Consider the following 18,775-nt stretch of genomic DNA (forward strand, 5'->3'; position numbering starts at 1 on the left):
GCACGGCGGCCATCCAGCCACCGCGCCCCCGGGGGACGGCGTGGGACTACTTGAGCTCGGGGACCTTCATGCCGCGCTCCACGGCGGGCCGGCTGCCCACGCGGTGGAGCCACTGCACGACACTGCTCCGGCCCCGGAAGAGCTCGGGGAAGTGGGCGCGGGTGCTCGCCACCCAGGGGTACAGGGCGATGTCCGCGATGGAGTAGCGGCCCGCCACGTAGTCGCCCGTGCCCAGCTTTCCGTCGAGCACGCCCACCAGCCGCTGGGACTCGGCGTGGTAGCGCTCGATGCCGTAGGGGACCTTCTTGGAGGCGAAGCGGGCGAAGTGGTTGAGCTGGCCGAACATGGGGCCCACGCCGCCCATCTGGAACATCAGCCACTGCAGCACCTCCGCCCGGCCTCGCGCGTTGGTGGGCAGGAGCTTGCCCGTCTTCTCCGCCAGGTAGATGAGGATGGCGCCCGACTCGAAGACGGTGAGCGGGCGGTGGTCCTGCGTGGCGTGGTCGACGATGGCCGGAATCTTGTTGTTGGGATTGATGGCCAGGAACTCGGGCTTGAACTGCTCGCCTTGGGTGATGTCCACCACATGCGTCTTGTACTGGAGGCCCAGCTCCTCCAGGGCGATGGATACCTTCTGCCCGTTGGGCGTCGCGAACGTGTACAGGTCGATCATCCCTTGACTCCCGTGAGCTGCTCGCTCACCTGCCAGAGCCGCTCCGCGAGGGCGTCGTTCCGCGCGGCGGACGACGGCTTCTTCGGACGGCATTTGTAGAAGTACTGCCCGGACACTGCCTCTACTTCGGGCGAGGACGCCAGATAGACGGACGTCCGCGCGCCCTTCTCCGCCGAAATCATGAACGCCGCGCCCAGCTTGACGATGTGGCGGAAGAATCCCACGGTGTTGTGGCCGAAGCCCGTGCGCACCATGCCGGGGTGTACGGCGTTGGCCGTCACCTGCGTGCCTTGCAGCCGCTTCGCCAGCGCGCGGGTGAACAGGATGTTGGCCAGCTTCGACGTGCCGTACACCTGGAAGCCAATGTAGCGCTTCTCGCTCTGCAGGTCGTCGAAGTCGAGCCTGGCGGCGACGTGGGCATCGGACGACACGTTGATGATGCGCGCCGGGCCGGTGGCCTTCATCACGTCCAGCAGCAGGTTCGTCAGGAGGAAGGGCGCGAAGTGGTTGGTGGCCATGGTGGCCTCCAGCCCGTCCTCGGTCACCTGCCGCCGGTCGATGATGAGGCCCGCGTTGTTCAGCAGCACGTCCAGCCGCGAGTAGCGGGAGCGGAAGGCCTGTGCCAGCTCACGCACGGACTTCAGGGACGTGAGGTCGGCGCGGAGCCTGTCCACATGGGCGTCCGGCGCGGCTTCCTTCACGGCGGTGACCGCCGCCTCGGTGCGGCCCGGGTCCCGGCCCACCAGGACCACCGTGGCGCCCATGCGCGCGAGCGCCTTGGCCGTCTCCAGCCCGATACCGCCGGTGGCCCCGGTGATGAGGCACACCTTCCCGTCCATGCGCGTCTGTGAAGTCAAAAGGCGTCCTCCGTCGTCGAGAGGACGCCTTCTATACGCTGGAGCCCGCCCGCGCGCTCGCTCTTGAGCAGGCGCGCGGGGGCCTTCCGGTGGTCAACGCTTCGTTCAGGCGTTGGAGGGGCTGGCGGCGACGCCCTCGGCCCGGACATCCCCCCCGCGGCGGGCGCCCGCCCGAGGCTCGCCGTGCAGGTGGCTCTCCAGGAACCACAGGTCCAGCTCGACCTCGCCCAGCGTCTGGGTGAGCAGGTCCGAGGTGACGGGGTCGTTCAGCTCGTCCGAGCGGTGGATGCAGTTGCGGATGCTGGCGGCGTAGCGGGTGAAGCGCTCCACCAGGGCCTTGAGGTGGTCGTCACCGTCCACGGCCTTGAGGTCGTACTCGGGCAGCTCGCTGTTCTTGGCCGCCAGGCGGATGGTGCCCTCGGCGTAGCCGCCGAGCGTGCCGGCGCGCTCGGCGAAATCATCGGCGTGCTTGCGGACGTGCTTGGCCAGGTCGTCGAACAGCTCGTGCCGGCTGTAGAAGTGCCGGCCGCGGATGTTCCAGTGCGCTTGCTTGATTTGCCAGTGCAGGTCGATGGCATCCGCCAGCAGGGTGTTGAGTGAATCGATGAGCTCCTCACGTGCGTCGGTGGGGAGATTCACATGGCTTGGAAAGTTCATGGTGCGCCGTTCCTCCAGAAGGTCATTCCAAGGTGGGGATTCCTTCCGGGAATGCCAGTCCGCGCATGACGCCTGGAGGGCAGGCGGGCGGGCGGAGGCGGAGGGGCTGCCTGGGTGGGGCCGGTCCGGCTGACAGTTCCGGCCCCGGAGGCGAATTGGAGGCGCCGCGGCCCGCCTCACGGGCGGTACGATGCGAGGCCATGCTTGCACTCGACCTCGTGGAACGGCTGCGTCAGGTGTCCCCGGCGGCGGCCAATGCGCTGCTGACGGTGGCGGTGAAGAACATCATCCCGCTGTCGGCGGTGATGGGCATCCGGGTGGAGGACGCCTCGGATGCCCGGGCGCAGGCGTCGGTGCCGCTGAAGCGGCGCACGCGCAACCACGTGAAGAGCGTGTACCTGGGCGTGCAGGTGACGGTGATGGAGCTGACGATGGGCCTGTGGCTCTTCCGCCGCTTCCCGCCGGGCCGCTACCTGGCGCTGGTCAACGAGCTCCAGGTGTCCTTCCACGCGAAGGCCAAGGGCGGCGTGCGCGCCATCTGCGAGCCGTCCCCCGAGGTGTTCACCACGCTGGACGCCGCGCTCCGGCAGAAGGGGGACAAGGCCCGCGAGTGGATTCCCGTTCGGCTGGAGGACTTCGAGGGCACCCACATCGCGGACGCCCGCTTCCTGGCGGTGATGAAGAAGGCATGAGGGCGCGGTGTTGTGCGCGCCCATCGCGGGATGGGTTAATCGCAGGCGAATGAGCCCAGAGCACGAAGCGGAACTGCACATCGCCGTGGCCGAGGGGCTCATCGACGCGGCGAATGTCGACGCCCTGCGCGAGGAGGCTCGGCGTCAACGGCAAAGCCCCCTGTCGCTGCTCGCGCGCCGGCGTGCGCTCTCCGAGGAGACGCTCGCCTCGCTCAGGCGAATCGCCGCGGAGGTGGCACATCAGGGCCGCCCCGAGTCGGAGGGGGCGGCGACGCTGGAACGCTCATCCACTTCGGAGGTCCACACCCCGGAGGTCCCCGCCTTCCCCGTGCCCGGCTGGGAGCGCTACCAGGGCATCCGCTTCCTCGGGCAGGGCGGCATGGGCCAGGTCTTCCTCGCCCGGGATTTGCGCCTGCACCGCAACGTGGCGCTCAAGTTCGTCCGCAGCGACAACGGCGCCGTCTTCCGCCGCTCGCTCCTCGAGGCCCGCGCCCAGGCCCGGGTCGACCACGAGCGCGTCTGCCAGGTGTATGAGGTTGGGGAGGTCGAAGGCCGCCCGTACATCGCCATGCAGTTCATCGATGGCCAGCCGCTAAACGGCTTCATCGACTCGCTTGGCGTCGAGCAGAAGGTGGTGCTGTTGCGCGACGCCGCGGAGGGGGTCCAGGCCGCCCACCGCGCGGGGCTCATCCACCGCGACATCAAACCTTCCAACATCCTCGTCGAGCGCGCCGAGGATGGGCGCCTCAAGCCCTACGTCATGGACTTCGGGCTCGCGCGTGACTGGGCTGCGCTGGACGCCACCGCCACCGGCGCGATGGCGGGCACCCCGCACTACATGGCGCCCGAGCAGGCTCGCGGAGAGGTGCGCCGTCTGGACCGCCGCGCGGACGTCTACAGCCTGGGAGCCACGCTCTACCACCTGCTGACCGGCCACTACCCCATCCCAGGCGACAATGCGCTGGAGGTGCTCAGCCGCATCGCCACCGTGGAGCCTCGTCCGCCCCGTGAGTGGGAGCCGCACATTCCGTTGGACCTCGAGGCCATCGTGCTCAAGTGCCTCGAGAAGGAGCGCTCGGCCCGTTACGACTCGCCGCGCGCGCTCGTGGAGGACCTGGACCGCTTCCTCGGCGGGGAGCCGGTGCGGGCGCGCCCCGCGGGGCTGGGGTATCGGCTGCGAAAGAAGGCGCGCAAGCACCGCGTTGTCGTGAGCGTTGCCGGAGGGGCGCTCGTCGCTGTCTCGCTGGCGGTGGGCTGGGCCAGCTACACCTCCCGCCAGTCCTCCCGGCGCGAGCAGTTGGTCCGCCGGTTCACCGAGAAGGCCAACCACCTCGAGGCCCTGGCCCGCTACTCCGCGCTCTCGCGGATTCATGACACGCGCGCCGACCGTCAGGAAATCCGGGAGGCCATGGCCGCCTTGGAGGCGGAAATCGGCGAGGCGGGCGCGCTCGCGGTGGGGCCGGGACACGATGCGCTGGGGCATGGCTTCCTCGCGCTGGGGGAGGACGCGGCCGCGCGGAAGCACCTGGAGGCGGCGTGGGCGAGCGGCTTCCGCGCACCGCGCACCGCCTGGGCGCTGGCCCTCGTGCTGGGGCATCTGTACCAGGACGGGCTTCGTGAGGCGGAGCGCCTGCGGACTCCCGAGCGGCGGGAGGCCCGCCTGGCCGAGCTGCGCCGCGCCTACCGGGACCCGGCGCTGGAGTATCTGCGTCAGAGCGAGGGCGCGAACGTGTCCTCTCCCGAGTACCTGGCCGCCCTCATCGCCTTCTACGAGGACCGGCTCGATGATGCGCTGGCCCGGCTGGACGCCATGGGCCCGGCGCGCGCCTGGTTCCACGAGGCGCTCCAGCTCCGCGGAGACATCCTCCGGACCCGCGCCAGCCGGCGCTGGAGCCAGGGAGACCGGGACGGCGCGCACGCGGACTTCGAGCGCGGCCGTCAGGCCTATGTCGCGGCGATCGACGTCGCCGAGAGCGTCCCCCGCCTGCACCTGGCGCTGGCGGAGCTCGAGTTCGACGTGCTGCTGATGGAGCTGTATGGCCAGGGGGACATTCTCCCGCCCTTCAAGCGGGGAACGGAGGCGGTGGCGCGCGCGCTCCAGACGTTCCCGGACTCCGCCGAGGCCCGGATGCTGGAGTCGGGTTTCCACCGCCGCATGGCGGAGGAGCAGATGTACCTCGGCGAGGACGCTGGGGAGATGCTGCGCAGGGCCGTTGACGCCGCGCGGGCCGCGCTGAGCCTGGCCCCCACGTCGACACAGGCCCGGGTGCAGCTGGGCCGGTGCTTCTGGACCTGGGGCCAGTACCTTCAGCAGCGCAACCAGGACCCGCGCGAGATGCTGCGCCTGGCCAGCGCGGAGTTCGAGCACGTTCCTCCGGAGGACCGGGACTACGAGCTCCAGCTCAACCTGGGCCTCCTCTTCGGAACCTGGGCCGCCTACGAGCAGCAGCGTGGCGAGGACCCGCTGCCCCACCTCGACCAGGCCCTGGCGGCCTATTTGTCGGCGACCCGGCTCGACGCGCGACTGCCCGACGCGTGGATCAACCTGGGCAGCGCATATCTCAGCCGTGCCACCCATCCCAGGAGCAGGGCACCGGACGCGGACCTGGCACGGGCTCGGGACGCGCTCGACAAGGCGCGCGCGCTGAATCCCAGGCACGTGGCCTCCTACTTCTTCCGGGCCCAGGTCGAGGAGCTCGCGGCCAGGCGGAACCGCGCTCGTGGCGAGGACGCCCGGCCCAGCCTTGCCCGGGCCCTGGAGCAGTACCGGCAGGGCAGTGCCATCAACCCGCAGCTCCCGCAGTTGCTCAATGGCGCGGGACTGGTGCTGCTCGAACAGGCGAAGGAGGCCTGGGCGCGGGGCGAGGCGCCGGCCGCGCTGCTCGAAGAAGCCCAGGCGACCCTGGAGCGGGCCATCGCCGCGGCCCCGCAGCAAGGCTTCGCGTACCACAACATCAGCGAGGTGTGGCTCCAGCGCGCGGTCTACCAGCGGGTGCTTGGTGAAGCGCCGGACGCGAGCCTTCGCGCGGCGATGGCGTCGTCACGCCAGGCCATCGAGCGGCTCCCCGACTTCGCCCAACCCTGGAACAACCTGGCCCGGGCCCACGCGTTGCTGGCGGAAGCGGCCTTCGCGCTGCGGAGGGACCCGCTGCCGGCGCTCACCGGTGCCTCGGACGCGCTCGCCCAGGCGTCGGCGCGGAGTGGTGGCAAGGCGGAAGGCTGGCAATGGGAGGGCGAGGTCCGGGCCCTGCGGGCTCGCTGGCAGGCCCGCAGGGGGCGTGGCCGGAGTGAAGACTTCGAGGAGGCCGCGCGCGCCTTCCAGAAGTCCCTGGAACTGGCTCCCGAGCGGGAAGCGGCGTGGCTGGCATCCGGCCGCTTTCATCGGGAGTGGGCCGTCTGGCGCAAGGCGCGCGGCGAGGCTCCCGACGCCATGGTGGAACAGGGGCTCCGGGACGTGGAGGCCGCGCTGGCGCAGCGGCCCGGGTGGCCAGAGGCGCGCCTCCTCCGAGGCCAGTTGCTGTTGCTGCGCGCCGAGGCGGCGAGCCGCCCCGAGGAGCAGGTGTCCTTGCGCCGCCAGGGGCGGGACGAAATCTCGGGCGCCGTCGCGGCCAATCCCCACCTTCAACGCGAAGGCGCGAAGGCACTCCTGGGCACCCCGCCCTAGCGGGAATGGGTCCCTCGGTTGACGGTGATGGTCCCGTTCATGGGTTCGAGGGAGACGCGCCTGTTCTTGAGGACGATGGTGTATGTCGTGCGCTCCGCGAGCATGGAGACCGTCAACACGAGACCCCTGTGCTTGTCGTCATTCGGGACGAGGAAGTCATCCGTGCCGAAGAGCGTGTGGTCCGCGATGCCTGCCTTCAGGACACGCACGTGCTGTTCCAGCTGGGGATTCCCCAGGAACTCCACCGTATCTCCAGGACTGACTGTCAGCTTGCTGGGCTTGAACCCGGTTCGGGCGCACTGGATGGTGTATTGGGACTTGGGCGCCGCCTCGGCGCTTGTCTGTTTCGTGGTCATGGGACCTTCACCTCTGCGTGTAAGCGATACACGTGGTCAGGATATCCAATGACATAGCAACGCGTATGCCACCCTCAGGCAGGTCAGCGCTCATTCACGCCCAAGCCCAGCTCCCTTACCCGGCGCGCGAGCGCCTTTCGGGAAACCTCGAGCCGCCGCGCCATGGCCTCCAGGTCCCCCCGGCATTCCTGATGGCAGCGGGAAATCTCCTCCTCGCTCAGCCGGCCCGCGGTGCGGATGTTCGGGTGGCGTTGAAGCAAGTCGTAGAGAGAGGCCCGCGCGATGCCGAGCCGGTCGGCGGTGGGGTTCAGGTCCCAGGCGCACTCCCGGAGCGCCGCGACCAGCTCGGCCTCGGTGATGTCGGAGGCCTTGCGGCGCTTCACCCCCGGGGCGGCGGACGCGGCGGGAGGAGGCGAGGGCGGGCCTGACGTCGAGGAGGGCGGTGTGGCCAGCTCCCGTTCGAGCTCGGCGTCGAGCCGCAGGCTGGGCTGGTCCCGGTTGTCGATGACGAGCCGCCGCGTCACGTTGCGCAACTGCCGGATGTTGCCCGGCCACGCGTACCTCACCAGCTTCGAGGCCAGCCCCACTGGCAGCCACGGCTCCGCGGAGGCATCCCCCGCCAGGAGGCGGTGCTCGGCGCCGAGCGCGGTCAGCTCCTCCCGGGCGAAGTGGTGGAAGAGCAACCCGATATCCTCCCGCCGTTCCCTCAGGGGTGGGACGTGAATCACATACCCGGCGAGCCGGTGCAGCAGCGGTGCCTTGAACCGCCCCTCCTCGATTTGCGCCTCCAACTGCGCGTCCGTGGCCGCGAGCAGCCGGACGTCCACCTTCACCGGCCCGTGTGAGCCCACCGGGAAGAACTCTCCCGTCTCCAGGACTCGCAGGAGCATCACCTGCACCTCGGGGGGCGCCTCGCCCACCTCGTCCAGGAACAGCGTCCCTCCGTCGGCGGCGAGAAAGACGCCTTTTTGATCTCTCACGGCACCGGTGAAGGCGCCCTTGCGCGCGCCGAACAGCTCCGCCGCCGCCAGTTCCCTGGGGATGGCGCCCAGGTTCACGCTGAGGAAGGGCCGCTGCCGCCTGACGCTGTGCTCGTGAATGGCCCGTGCAATCAACTCCTTGCCCGCCCCCGTCTCACCGCGGATGAGCACCGGGACGCCGAGGTCCGCCACCTGCACGATGCGCTGGCGCACGCGCTGGAGGCCGAGGCTCGTCCCCACCATTTCGAGCGCGGCCAGCGCGCCGTCGCCTCCTGGCTCCGCCAGGTGCAGCACCAGGCCCACGCGCCCGCCCAGCTCCAATGCGACGCCGTCGGAGACCTCTCCGGCGCTGAGCTCCCGGACGCCCTGGAGCGGCTCACCCGACGCGATGACCTGACTGCCCTCTCCGGGGTCCAGCAGGATGCGTCCCTCTGGCCCTGGGATGAACCGCAGCGGCTTGCGGCTCAGGAAGGGGTCCGCGAGGGGGTTACCGAATCCCTCTCCTGGCCGCGTGAAGTCCGGGGCATTGCGGGAAAGGGCCACCTCCCGTCCGTCCGCGAGCGCCTCCATCAAGAATCGCTCACCGACCCGATGGGGCCTGGGGTGCGCGAACAGGGTCAGCGCCGGGATGCGTTCGGCGCGTCGCTCCGGCCCACGCCGGACAGGGCCGTCCGCGGTGGTGACGTCCGCTGACGCCTTCTCTCGCATCACGTCAGGGTCCTTCGTGCGCATACCTGGCTCACTCTACGCCCGATATGCCGGCGGCACCCGCCGATATGTCGGCCGCCCGCCGGCGCCTCGTATCGCGAGAGGCCACCACGGGGGCCGCGTCGGCGGAAGCGTCTGGCACGTCGCGTGCTCACGCATTGCCTCGCGGCGCCATGGCCCCTGTCAGGGCGCCGACCACCCACGCACTCCCGTGAAAGCGTTCGAGGAACGGTCATGACTCTCTTCATTCCATCCGCCGCGCTCGTGAAGGCGGGTCCCAGTCAGGAAGCCCAACGTTTCATCCTGGCCTCGAGTGAGTGGCTCGAATTGCAGACCCATGTCCAGGCGGTGCTGGCGCTACCCTCCGACGTCAGCGAGTACGAGACGCGCTACGGCGACGCCTCGTCGGGCTCGACGATGAAGGAGGTCTTCGACGCCATGTACAGGCTGCGCGAGACGGCTTCGCGCTATGGCAGCCCGAAGCGGCTGCGCGCCAGCCTCGTGGCGAATCCCAACTTCCTCGGTAGCGCGACGCGGCCCAGGAACGACGCGTTCTCCGCCACCGTCTGGACCCTGCAGCGCGCCCAGCAGAACGCGAGTGAGCTGGCCAACACGTTCAAGCTCCTCCCCTCCCTGGCGAAGAGGGAGTCGCCGGCGGATGCCGTCACCGGCATCAAGACGCTGTTCCTCGGGCAAGGACAGGTCATCGACAAGATGCATCAGACTGTCAAACGGCTCAATGAGCTGATTGGCGAGTTCGAGCAGATCGAGCGTGAGCTCGAAGAGGCGCAGGCGCAGATGCGCATCTACACCGACCGCTCGTCGAAGACCCGCGTCAACCTGGACAAGGAGATTGGCGAGCTGAAGCTCGGCATCGCCCGGCTCGAGAAGTCGCGCGACGAGGCGTACCAGCGGTGGCGGGACCTGACCATCTCCGCATGCGTGGTGCCGGCTGGGATTGGCATCATCGGCATCGTCGCCATGGTGATTCTCGCCGTGCCGACCGGCGGCGCCGCGTTTGCCGTGGGCTCGGCCGTGACGGGCGCCGCGGTGGCCGCGTCCGCGGCCGCGCTGGGGGCGGCGGCCGGCGTCGCGCGCTCCGACTACGAGAACCTGGTCAGCCAGGTGGAGCAGCAGAGTGCGTTCATGGGCAAGCGGGTGGCCTACCGCACCGACCTGGGCGCGCTCGACGCCCTGATGAAGTTCTCACTGCCTGCCTCGAGCGGGGTGATTGACCAGCTCGCTGTCGTCCGGGATGCCTGGGCCGGCTCGATTCGCGAGCTCACGGCCCGGGTCAACGACCTCAGCACCGGCACCCTGAGCACCAGCGCGTGGCTCCGGGAGCAGGAGATGAACGCCACGAGCGGCCACTGGAACACGCTCGACGACTCGCTCAGGCGCTTCGTGTCGGGCTCGCTCATCGACGCGGACGTGCTCGCGTTCGGTGCCGCCCTGCCGCAGGACGACGCCGACTGGCTGCGGCACTTCGCGGCGGAGCGCGCGGCCTGAGGGCCGCTCGAACGACCTCATCGACGTTCATTCACAGGAGAGAGAGACCATGAACAGCTCGACGCATGCATTCCCTTCCATCGCGGCCGGTTCCGGGCTGACGACTCCAGCCAATCCCAACTCCGGGCAGAAGTCGCAGTTCGCCCTGTTCAGTGACAGTTGGCTGGAGCTGCAGGCGTATGTCGGCGCCGCCTCCGAGATGCCCATCACCCAGGGCGACTTCGAGCAGAAGTACGGCAAGGTCGGCGGCTCGGCGACCATCACCGACTGCATTGGTGCGATGAAGAAGGTGAAGGAGGCCTCGACCGAGTTCGGCGACCCCAAGGCCTTGCGCGCGGCGCTCATCGCCAACCCCAACCTGCTCGCCACCCCGGAGCCACCCAGCGAAATCTATACCCACACGGTGTGGCTGGGGCAGCGGGTGAACGAGACGGCCGGCAAGCTCGTCAGCGGCTACACCAGCGTGCTGGACGGGCTGAGCGGCCTGCCCCCGCAGGAGCAGGTCGCCAACCTCAAGGCCTACCTGTTCGACCAGACCCTGGGCCCCATCCCGCTCTCCAAGCAGATGTCGGACGAGGTCGGGGTGCTCATCAAGAAGCTCGGCGTCTTCGAGCAGAAGATGAATGAGTACAACGAGAAGCTGCAGGCCTTCACCCGGGGCTCGTCGAAGATGATGGCGGAGCTCAACAGCACCCTCGGCGCGCTGGCGCAGAAGATCGCCGACCTGGAGAAGTCACGCGACGCGGCCTACAAGGCCTGGCGCGACTTCACCATCGCAGCGGTGGCGACCTCGGTTGGCTGCGTGCTGCTCGGCGGGCTGCTCGCGCCCTTCACCGGCGGTCTCTCGCTGCTGGTGGGCGGCGCGGCGGCGATCGCCTCCGGCGTGGGGCTGGGCATCAAGGCGGCCCAGTGCCGGGAGGAGTACAACGGGTACTGCGAGATGCTCGCCACGGAAGAGGCGGAGCGGAAGAAGAAGCAGCTGCTGCGCGCCGACCTGGGTGGCTTCGACACCCAGATGCAGCGGGTGGGCCCGGCGATGGGCAAGTTCCTCAAGAACCTGCAGACCCTCCAGGGCGTCTGGGTGCAGATGAACTCGGACATGCTGGCCATCCACAACAGCGTCAACGCGGGCAACGTCGGCACGCTGCCCTTCCTGGTCAAGGCCAAGGCCCAGCTCGCGGTCGACTCGTGGAAGTCGGTGGGCGACAGCGCCAGGCAGTTCACCGTGGGGTCGCTGGTTGACTACACCAGCCTGGCCTTCGGTGACGTCATGCCGGAGAGCGCGCCCCAGCGCGAGGCCGCCTGAGCACTCGTCCCTCCCTCCGCCGCGAAAGAGAGGAAACACCATGGACCGACGCGCGGGATTCAATCTGGCGGTGCCCCATGCGGCCCTGATGCCGGGCGACGCCAGTGAAAGGCTGGCTTTCGAGACCCGGGCCTGGGCGCACCTCACGTCCTATCTCGGGAGGATTGAAGGCTTGCCGCGCTCTTTCGTCAGCGGCTCGCCAGCGTGGCACCGCGCGTCGGAGGCGATGAGGGCCGAGGCTCAGCGCTTCGGCTCCGCCGCGCAGGTGCGCCAGTGGGTGGGCGCGCGGCCGGATGCGCTCTCCTCCGAGTCGCCACCGCCCACCCTCTATGGCGGGCTCACCTGGTGGCTCGCACACGTGCATGCGGCGGCCACCACCGTGACGTCCCTCCAGGGCCAGTTGAGCCAGGCCCCCTCCGCGGACGAGGCGAGGCAAGGTCTGCGGCGGCTGGGCAGTCTGGCGGAGCGCACCCGGGGACAGATGGGGCCCCTGCTCGTGGCGGTGAAGGAGTTCAAGCCCGCCATGCTCGACGCCAACCGTGAGCTGGAGCGCGTGTGTCAGGACGCCGCCCTGGCGTTGCAGCAGTTGCAGGAGCAGAGCGGGGGCTTGCAGGCGCGCATCCAGGACCTGACCCAGCAGAGCGCGAAGCTCGGCGTCTTCCGTGGGGGCAAGAAGCAGCAGTTGCTCCGCACAACGCAGCAGTTGCAGGCGGAGCTGGCCTCCCGGCAGGCGGAATCCGAGCGCCTGCGGGAGCAGCTCAGTGCCCTCGAGGCCATTCTCCGCGACGGTGCCTGGCTCGAGGCCGCCGTGGACGACCTGACGGAGTTCCTGGAGAAGTCGAGAGCGGCGTGGTCCCGTTTCGGCTCTGGGATTCAGCAACTGGCCGCCGACGCCACGCAGGCCCAGCTGGCCGACACGGCCTGGGTGGCCAAGGCACTGGAGCTGCCCGACGCCGCGGCACAGTGGGAGGCGTTGGGCCGCGCCGCCAGGGCGTTCTTGCTCGCTGCCCTGAACGATGACGCTTCTCCGCACCTCGCGCGGATGGAGAACGCCTGATGAAAGGTCTGAACACGCGCAGCCGAATGCGTGTCGTCCCGGGGCTCATCGCGAGCGTGATGCTGGCTTGCGGTCTGCTGCCGGGGCGGGCCGCCGCTCAGCGCTCCCGGGCCGAATTACAGGAGGCCATCGCACAGCTCGCCCTGTTCCAGGGCGAGGTGCACAACCTGCGCAGGGTGATTCAGAAACCGCTTGGGCCCTACACCGTGTCCAGCGCGTGCAGTTGGTGCGCCAGCGAGTTCCTGGGCATCTGCTTCCGGCAAGCGTCGCAGGCGTGGTCGCAGCGGGTCGATTTCAGCGGTCCGCGTGAGCAATTGGACCGCGTGGTGGCGCAAGCCGAGAGCGGTGCCAGCGCGTTGACGAAGCGCTATGCACCCACCCAGGCGTGGATTGACGGCCTGCCCGCGTTCAGCGCCGAGTTCGCCGCCACTGCGGACCGGGTGCTGGCGGTCCAGCAGGCCATCAAGCAGGGCCAGGGCCCGACCGACACACAGCGCCAGGACGTCACCCGGGCCTTGCAACGGCTGTCGGAAGGCCTGAGTCGGAGCGAGGAGCAGCTTCAGGCGGGCATCCAGGCGCTGAGTGTGTCGCTCCAGCAGCAGAGCTCCTACCGCGATGTTATTCAACAGGCCATTGCCGGGACGGACGCGGCGGTGACGGCGGAGCTGGCCCGACTGACCGAGGCCACCCGCTCCAGTCGCTGCCAGGAAGGAGTGCCCGCACAGTTCGCCAGCATCCGGAGCGAATTCACGCGCTCGACCCAGGAAATCAAGGCGGCCTTCCAGCGGATGGACGCGAGCAGCCGCTCGGCCGAGCAGGGCCTGGCGATGCTGCTGGGCACGGTCATCAGCTCCAGGACGGACCTGAAATCCGTCATCGAGCTGGTGCAGGCGGCCAGCAACGACAAGCTCGGGAGCTTCCTGGAGCAGTTGCATCTGTCCGCCGCGAAGCAGCAGTGGGAGGCGCTCGCCGCGGCCCATACGCAGGCCAAGGCCAAGGCCACCGCGGCCCGGTAGGGCCTGGGGCGCTTCTGGGGGGAGCGCGTACGGGCGGAGCCCTGTCGCTCGGCGGTCGTGCGCGCCCTGCTGCGAAGAGGCTCCTTATACACCTTGCAGATGAACGGAAGCCTGAAGGTTCGAGGCATCGCGCCAGCGACCGCTTGTAGGGACTCCAGGGCCTGCCTGTCCTCCGAGGAAGCCGGATTAACGTGCAAGTTGTGGAGGGCGACTGCGTCCACCGGGCAGGCAGGAGTCGTCACGGAACATCGCGCTCCCGCGTGGCTTCACTGCGGTGGCGTGTCGAGGCAAGCTGCCCGCCGTGTCGCGGCGCGCTCAACTGATTCTCATGCTCCTGGTGTCGGGGCTCCTGCATGCAGCGCTCTTCGCGGCGCTGTCGGGGAGCCCATCCGATACCAGCCGGAGCGCGCGTCCCCGCGTCGTCGAGATGGACATCGTCTACCAGGACGTCACGCCTCCACCCGTTTCCCCGGAGCCGCGCGACGCACCGCCACCCGAGAATCGCCCGCGGTCCCCCACGAAGAAGGAGGACCCACCGAGGCATGCGGAGCGCCCGCGCGCGCCAGCGACGCAGGCCCCGGCCACGCCTTCACAGCAGGCGCCCTCCTCGCCGGATGCCCCCGCGAGCGGGGCGGGCACTGGCGCGCCACCGCCAGCCCTGGCCCAGGACGTCCCGCGGGACGCTCCACAGGCTCGGCCGAACCTGGAGCCGCAGGGCCTGCTGGGCGGTGGCTTCCTCCGCAGCGGTCCACCGTCGACGGGGCGGACCATTCGCAATGTGCCCGGCGAGGCCCCGGACCCGAAGGCACTGGCGGCCCGCGAGGCGGAGGTGGTCCGCGAGCGTGTGGACGGCTGGGCCCAGGACTCGGCCGCGGCGGCTCGCGCATCGAGCGGTGCCACGCATCCCTATTTCGCGAAGCTGCGGGAAGGCTTCGCGAAGAAGCTGCTGAACCCACCACCCCCAGACCTGAAGGTCCTGGGCGCGCGGATGAAGCGCGAGCAGGTGGATGCCATTGGCCGGTTCGGAAAGACAGGCAGCCCCATCGTCGCCGAGCCGCGGGACCACCGGCTGGAACAGCGCAATCGCATGCAAGCTGCGGTCGAGGCGGGACGCGCGGCCAACATGTACATGGTGGACGTGACGACGCCGGTGCTCGCGCTCGCGGCCATCGTGGAGGTCTGGCAGGCCCGCGATGGGAAGCTGCTCGACCTCAAGGTGCTGGAAGGCTCCGGGGATCCGAAGTTCGATTCCTGGGCCGTGTCGCAGCTCCGGGAGGCGCTCGCCAGCGCGGAGGCGCCGAAGGCCGGAGGCGGGCTGGGCATCCGGGACGATGGCATGCGCAGCCGATGGCGGCTGGAGGAGTACCTTGGTAATCCGCGCGTGCAGATTCACCTGATTGGCGTCTACTGACGGACGCCGGGAGCCGCCCATGTCCGTGCGCCGACTGTGCAGCCTGTTCCCCCTCGTCATGCTGCTGGGCACCGGTTGCGCGGGCTCCGCGGCGCATCATCCGTCGCCCGCAAAGGCGGACCCGCTGGCCCGCGTGGCCGCGGTGCACGGCGGCGCGGGGCCCTGGGCTGTCATGGGCTACCGCATGGGCGTGTACGCGCTTCAGCAGCTCAAGCTGCCCGCGGGCAGCTTCGCGCTGGAGGTCATCCACCACACGCCCCAGAAGGTGCAGTACGCCTGTGTCGCGGACGGCGCGGCGGCGGCCACCGGCGCCAGCGTGGGGAAGCTCAACCTCTCGCTGGTGGAGGTGCTCGGACCGGAGGACGTCGTCACGCGCTTCCGCAACCGCGACACGGGCGAAACCCTCGCGCTCCGTCCCTCGCCACGCTTCGTCCAGCGCTACCTCGACGTGCCCCGCGAGAAGCTGGCGGAGGCTGGCGCCGAGGTGCTGACGCTCCCGGACGCCGAGGTCTTCGAGGTCGTCACGGCGCTTTGACGACGGGCTGTTCGTCCTCCAGCAGGAAGTCGACGATGGTCTTCCATGTCGCCTCGAACTGGGGCCTGCGGAAGCCGGAGCCAGAGATGAGCCAGTCCACGTGCGGCGGCTGGTGCGCGGGCTGGTCGAAGTGGCCAATCGCGTCCAGGTGGTCCGCGCGCACCGCCGCCAGCACCCGGCCGTGCACCTGCGAGCGCGTGGGGACGATGCCGTCACACGCGGTGGGCCCCGGCATCGCGCCGTAGGCCTGCACCAGCGCCGCCGTCTGCGCGGGCGTGTGCAGTGGCAACGCGGTGAGCGGCATCCGTTGCGTCTGCCCGTATGTCAGCGCGTAGATGGTGTGCGTGAGCTGCGCGTAGGGGTCCAACCCCGCCGCCATGCGCGTGCGCAGCGACGGCGGCCGCGCCTGTGTCACCACCGAGCCATAGCGCACGCCGGGCCGGTCCAGCGTGCTGGCGTTGAACAGGTCGATGCCCTCGGGCGTGAGCTGCGGAATCAGCGAGGTGTCGTTGCCCACATCGCTCAGGAACTTGGACACCGCGTCGCGCCGCTCGGAGGAGAAGTCCCCCAGGAGCTGGTCGTAGAGCTGGTCCAGCAGCGTGGGCTTCCACCCGAGCTGGTCATCCGCCCGCGCCAGCAGGTGTCCGAAGCGGAACACCACGCGCAGCGGCAGCCGGCCGAAGCGCAGCACGTACACGGTGAACAGCGACAGCAGCTTGAGGAGGCGCTGGCCGAACAGGCCCATGAAGAAGGTGGCCAGGGGCGTGCCCGCGTGGGGCGTGGACACCGTCGTCACCGTGCGGACGCGCTTCGCGAAGGGCTCCAGGTCCATGCCCTCCGCCACCTGCGCGCCCGGGCTGACGAACAGCCGCGAGTCCAGTCCGCCCGTGGAGTGACCGATGAGGTGGATGGGGCCGTCGTCGCCGGCCGCCGTCTCCTGCACCGCCTTCAGCAGGTCCGCGGTGCGCGTGCGGATGGAGGCGGTGGGGTGGGAGAGGACGATGATGACCTCGGACTCCACCTCCCGGCGGGCCAGCTCCGCCTTCAGATAGTCCAGGGCGTGGCCGAAGTAGATGAGCTCGCCCAGGTTGATGAAACCGAAAAACCCGGGAACGAGGTAGACACGATGCTTGCCGGACATTGCCTCCACCATAACTGACGCGGCGCATGATACCGGTGGGGAATGCGTCCTCCGCTCGGAGGTTGACGCACGCCGGCCGTCAGGCAGAGAACCGGTAATTCCCACTCCCAGTCACGACAGAAGGACGCCCGCACGTGGATCGCAGACTGCTCGCACTCGGCCTGCTCCTGTCCCTCCCCGCCGCCGCGGACGAGGGCATGTGGACCTACGACGCCTTTCCCTCCGACGCGGTGAACAAGGCCTACGGCTTCAAGCCCTCGCAGGCGTGGCTGGACCACGTCCGCCTCGGCTCGGTGCGGCTGGCCGGCGGTTGCTCCGCCAGCTTCGTGTCGCCCGATGGCCTGGTGATGACCAATCACCACTGCATCCGCGGCTGCATCGAGGACCTGTCCTCGCCGAAGAAGGACCTGCTGGCCAAGGGCTTCTACGCGAAGAGCGCCGCGCAGGAGCTGCGCTGCCCCAAGGTGGAGGCCAACCAGCTCGTGGAGATGACGGACGTCACCGAGCGGATGAACGCGGCGACGAAGGGGCTCACCGGCGCGGCCTTCAACACCGCGCTGAAGAAGGAGACGGCGGCGGTGGAGGCCGCCTGCGCCACGTCCGGTGACGTGCGCTGTGACGTGGTGAGGCTCTTCCACGGCGGCAAGTACCACCTCTACAAGTACCGCCGCTTCCAGGACGTGCGGCTCGTCTTCGCCCCTGAGTTCTCCATGGCCGCCTTTGGCGGCGACCCGGACAACTTCAACTTCCCGCGCTTCGGCTTCGACGCGGCCTTCCTGCGCGTGTGGCAGGACAACGCGCCCGCGAAGAGCCCGCACTTCCTGCCGTGGGCGAAGCAGGGCGCCAAGGACGGGGACCTCGTCTTCGTCTCCGGCCACCCCGGCGGCACCGAGCGCAAGGCCACCGTCGCGGAGCTGGAGTTCCAGCGCGACGTCAACCTGCCGTACACGCTGCTCCAGCTCGCCGAGCTGCGCGGCATGCTGCGCGAGTACGCTGGTGGCTCGGCGGAGCGCTTCCGCACCACGCGCTCCCTGCAGCGCGGCGTGGAGAACGGGCTGAAGGCGCTGCGCGGCCGCCTCCAGGCGCTGGCGGACCCGGCGCTGCTCGCGGGCAAGCGCGAGGACGAGGCGGCGCTGCGCAAGAAGGTGGAGGCCAACGCCCAGGTGAAGGCCGCCACCGAGGGCGCGTGGGACGAAATCGCCCAGGCGCTCGACGCGTACCGCCGCATGCTGCCCGACTACCGCATGAAGGAGGCCGGTGACGCCTATCCCTCCGAGCTCTTCCGCCTGGCGCGGCACCTGGTGCGCGTGGCCGAGGAGAAGGAGAAGCCCAACGCGGAGCGGCTGCGCGAGTACACCCAGTCGCAGCTCCCCACGCTGGAGCAGCAGCTGCTGCGCGACGCGCCGATTGTGACGGAGCTGGACCAGAAGCTGCTCACCTTCGGCCTCACCCGCGTGCGCGAGACGCTGGGCGCGGATGACCCGTTCGTCCAGCTCGTGCTCGGACGCGAGGCGCCCGAGGACCTCGCGCGGACGCTGGTGCGTGGCACGAAGCTGGGCGACGTGAAGGTGCGCGCCGCGCTGCTGAAGGGCGGCAAGGCGGCGGTGGAGGCCTCCAAGGACCCGATGATTCTCTTCGCGCGCAAGGTGGACGCGGAGGCCCGCGCGGCGCGCAAGCGCTACGAGGACACCGTGGAGGCGGTGCTCAAGCGCAACGGCGAGCGCATCGCCAAGGCGCACCTCGCGGTGTACGGCACCTCCGGCTACCCGGACGCCACCTTCACCCTGCGCCTCAACGCCGGGCAGGTGAAGGGCTGGGAGGAGAATGGCCGTCCCGTGGCGGCGCTCACCACCTTTGGTGGCGCGTACGAGCGGCACACCGGCAAGGACCCGTACAAGCTCCCGGATACGTGGCTGAAGGCCCGCGGCAAGGTGCCGCCCCAGACGCCGTTCGACATGGCCACCACCAACGACATCATCGGCGGGAACTCCGGCTCACCCGTGGTGGACCGGGACGGGCGCGTGGTGGGGCTCATCTTCGACGGGAACCTGCACTCGCTGGGCGGCCGGTATGCCTATGTCCCCGAGACGAACCGGGCGGTCGCCGTGCACGGGGAAGGCATCCTGGCCGGTCTGGAGCACGTCTACGGCGCGAAGCGGGTGGTCGAGGAGCTGCGCGCCGCCAGTGACGCCGCCGTGGCCCCCGCGAAGTAG

The 18,775-nt window shown here is 69.8% G+C and carries 15 protein-coding genes; 9 read left to right on the plus strand and 6 right to left on the minus strand.

The features are described from left to right. Positions 1-46: 46 nt before the first annotated feature. From VZL07_RS18645 to dps, 3 genes are all read right to left on the minus strand, one after another. On the minus strand, positions 47-673 hold the full coding sequence (locus VZL07_RS18645) for a glutathione S-transferase family protein (protein ID WP_426756932.1): 627 nt from the start codon (positions 671-673) through the stop codon (positions 47-49). Then, complete coding sequence (locus tag VZL07_RS18650; protein ID WP_426757319.1) at positions 670-1,512, minus strand: SDR family oxidoreductase; 843 nt, start codon at positions 1,510-1,512, stop codon at positions 670-672. Before VZL07_RS18650 ends, VZL07_RS18645 begins: the two co-directional genes overlap by 4 nt. Before the next feature lie 123 nt (positions 1,513-1,635). Next, complete coding sequence (gene dps, locus VZL07_RS18655) at positions 1,636-2,187, minus strand: DNA starvation/stationary phase protection protein Dps (RefSeq protein WP_426756933.1); 552 nt, start codon at positions 2,185-2,187, stop codon at positions 1,636-1,638. A gap of 200 nt (positions 2,188-2,387) precedes the next feature. Between dps and VZL07_RS18660 the strand changes: the two genes are divergently transcribed. Next, positions 2,388-2,879, plus strand: a complete 492-nt coding sequence (locus tag VZL07_RS18660; protein ID WP_426756934.1) for a DUF4442 domain-containing protein — start codon at positions 2,388-2,390, stop codon at positions 2,877-2,879. 49 nt (positions 2,880-2,928) lie between these two features. Beyond that, entirely contained in the window at positions 2,929-6,543 is a 3,615-nt protein-coding gene (locus VZL07_RS18665; protein ID WP_426756935.1) for a protein kinase domain-containing protein, read from the plus strand. Here VZL07_RS18665 and VZL07_RS18670 read toward each other — a convergent pair. Beyond that, complete coding sequence (locus VZL07_RS18670) at positions 6,540-6,899, minus strand: hypothetical protein (protein WP_426756936.1); 360 nt, start codon at positions 6,897-6,899, stop codon at positions 6,540-6,542. The two genes, VZL07_RS18665 and VZL07_RS18670, sit on opposite strands and share 4 nt — an antisense overlap. An 83-nt stretch (positions 6,900-6,982) precedes the next feature. Next, on the minus strand, positions 6,983-8,611 hold the full coding sequence (locus VZL07_RS18675) for a sigma 54-interacting transcriptional regulator (protein WP_426756937.1): 1,629 nt from the start codon (positions 8,609-8,611) through the stop codon (positions 6,983-6,985). A 210-nt stretch (positions 8,612-8,821) separates the two neighbouring features. On the opposite strand from VZL07_RS18675, the gene VZL07_RS18680 reads away from it, so the two are divergent. The 6 genes from VZL07_RS18680 (at position 8,822) to VZL07_RS18705 (ending at position 15,421) form a co-directional block, all read left to right on the plus strand. Next, positions 8,822-10,096, plus strand: a complete 1,275-nt coding sequence (locus tag VZL07_RS18680) for an alpha-xenorhabdolysin family binary toxin subunit A (RefSeq protein ID WP_426756938.1) — start codon at positions 8,822-8,824, stop codon at positions 10,094-10,096. Positions 10,097-10,145: 49 nt separating this feature from the next. Then, positions 10,146-11,402 (plus strand): alpha-xenorhabdolysin family binary toxin subunit A, encoded by a 1,257-nt coding sequence (locus tag VZL07_RS18685; protein WP_426756939.1) that lies wholly within the window; start codon positions 10,146-10,148, stop codon positions 11,400-11,402. Positions 11,403-11,442: 40 nt separating this feature from the next. Next, positions 11,443-12,459, plus strand: coding sequence for a hypothetical protein (locus tag VZL07_RS18690; RefSeq protein WP_426756941.1), 1,017 nt, complete (start codon positions 11,443-11,445; stop codon positions 12,457-12,459). After that, complete coding sequence (locus VZL07_RS18695; RefSeq protein WP_426756942.1) at positions 12,459-13,475, plus strand: hypothetical protein; 1,017 nt, start codon at positions 12,459-12,461, stop codon at positions 13,473-13,475. The genes VZL07_RS18690 and VZL07_RS18695 overlap by 1 nt, the downstream gene beginning before the upstream one ends. Before the next feature lie 301 nt (positions 13,476-13,776). After that, positions 13,777-14,886 carry a ferrichrome ABC transporter substrate-binding protein gene (locus tag VZL07_RS18700; protein WP_426756943.1) on the plus strand — a complete coding sequence of 370 codons (1,110 nt, stop codon included), beginning with the start codon at positions 13,777-13,779 and terminating at the stop codon, positions 14,884-14,886. Between the two features lie 19 nt (positions 14,887-14,905). Beyond that, the gene (locus VZL07_RS18705; protein WP_426756944.1) at positions 14,906-15,421 is read left to right on the plus strand and encodes an FmdE family protein; all 516 of its coding nucleotides are present in this window, start codon (positions 14,906-14,908) and stop codon (positions 15,419-15,421) included. Here the strand turns inward: VZL07_RS18705 and VZL07_RS18710 are convergent. Next, complete coding sequence (locus VZL07_RS18710; RefSeq protein ID WP_426756945.1) at positions 15,408-16,562, minus strand: esterase/lipase family protein; 1,155 nt, start codon at positions 16,560-16,562, stop codon at positions 15,408-15,410. The two genes, VZL07_RS18705 and VZL07_RS18710, sit on opposite strands and share 14 nt — an antisense overlap. Positions 16,563-16,696: 134 nt before the next feature. On the opposite strand from VZL07_RS18710, the gene VZL07_RS18715 reads away from it, so the two are divergent. Then, positions 16,697-18,775: a S46 family peptidase gene (locus VZL07_RS18715; RefSeq protein WP_426756946.1), complete on the plus strand. Its 2,079-nt coding sequence runs from the start codon at positions 16,697-16,699 to the stop codon at positions 18,773-18,775.

The sequence above is a fragment of the Pseudomyxococcus flavus genome (assembly GCF_050038885.1).
In the GTDB taxonomy this organism is placed as follows: Bacteria; Myxococcota; Myxococcia; order Myxococcales; family Myxococcaceae; genus Myxococcus; species Myxococcus flavus.

Coding starts and splice junctions, on each gene's coding strand:
- VZL07_RS18645 (WP_426756932.1), bottom strand. CDS start 673: ATGATCGACCTGTACACGTTCGCGACGCCCAACGGGCAGAAGGTATCC.
- VZL07_RS18650 (WP_426757319.1), bottom strand. CDS start 1,512: ATGGACGGGAAGGTGTGCCTCATCACCGGGGCCACCGGCGGTATCGGG.
- dps (WP_426756933.1), bottom strand. CDS start 2,187: ATGAACTTTCCAAGCCATGTGAATCTCCCCACCGACGCACGTGAGGAG.
- VZL07_RS18660 (WP_426756934.1), top strand. CDS start 2,388: ATGCTTGCACTCGACCTCGTGGAACGGCTGCGTCAGGTGTCCCCGGCG.
- VZL07_RS18665 (WP_426756935.1), top strand. CDS start 2,929: ATGAGCCCAGAGCACGAAGCGGAACTGCACATCGCCGTGGCCGAGGGG.
- VZL07_RS18670 (WP_426756936.1), bottom strand. CDS start 6,899: ATGACCACGAAACAGACAAGCGCCGAGGCGGCGCCCAAGTCCCAATAC.
- VZL07_RS18675 (WP_426756937.1), bottom strand. CDS start 8,611: ATGCGCACGAAGGACCCTGACGTGATGCGAGAGAAGGCGTCAGCGGAC.
- VZL07_RS18680 (WP_426756938.1), top strand. CDS start 8,822: ATGACTCTCTTCATTCCATCCGCCGCGCTCGTGAAGGCGGGTCCCAGT.
- VZL07_RS18685 (WP_426756939.1), top strand. CDS start 10,146: ATGAACAGCTCGACGCATGCATTCCCTTCCATCGCGGCCGGTTCCGGG.
- VZL07_RS18690 (WP_426756941.1), top strand. CDS start 11,443: ATGGACCGACGCGCGGGATTCAATCTGGCGGTGCCCCATGCGGCCCTG.
- VZL07_RS18695 (WP_426756942.1), top strand. CDS start 12,459: ATGAAAGGTCTGAACACGCGCAGCCGAATGCGTGTCGTCCCGGGGCTC.
- VZL07_RS18705 (WP_426756944.1), top strand. CDS start 14,906: ATGTCCGTGCGCCGACTGTGCAGCCTGTTCCCCCTCGTCATGCTGCTG.
- VZL07_RS18710 (WP_426756945.1), bottom strand. CDS start 16,562: ATGTCCGGCAAGCATCGTGTCTACCTCGTTCCCGGGTTTTTCGGTTTC.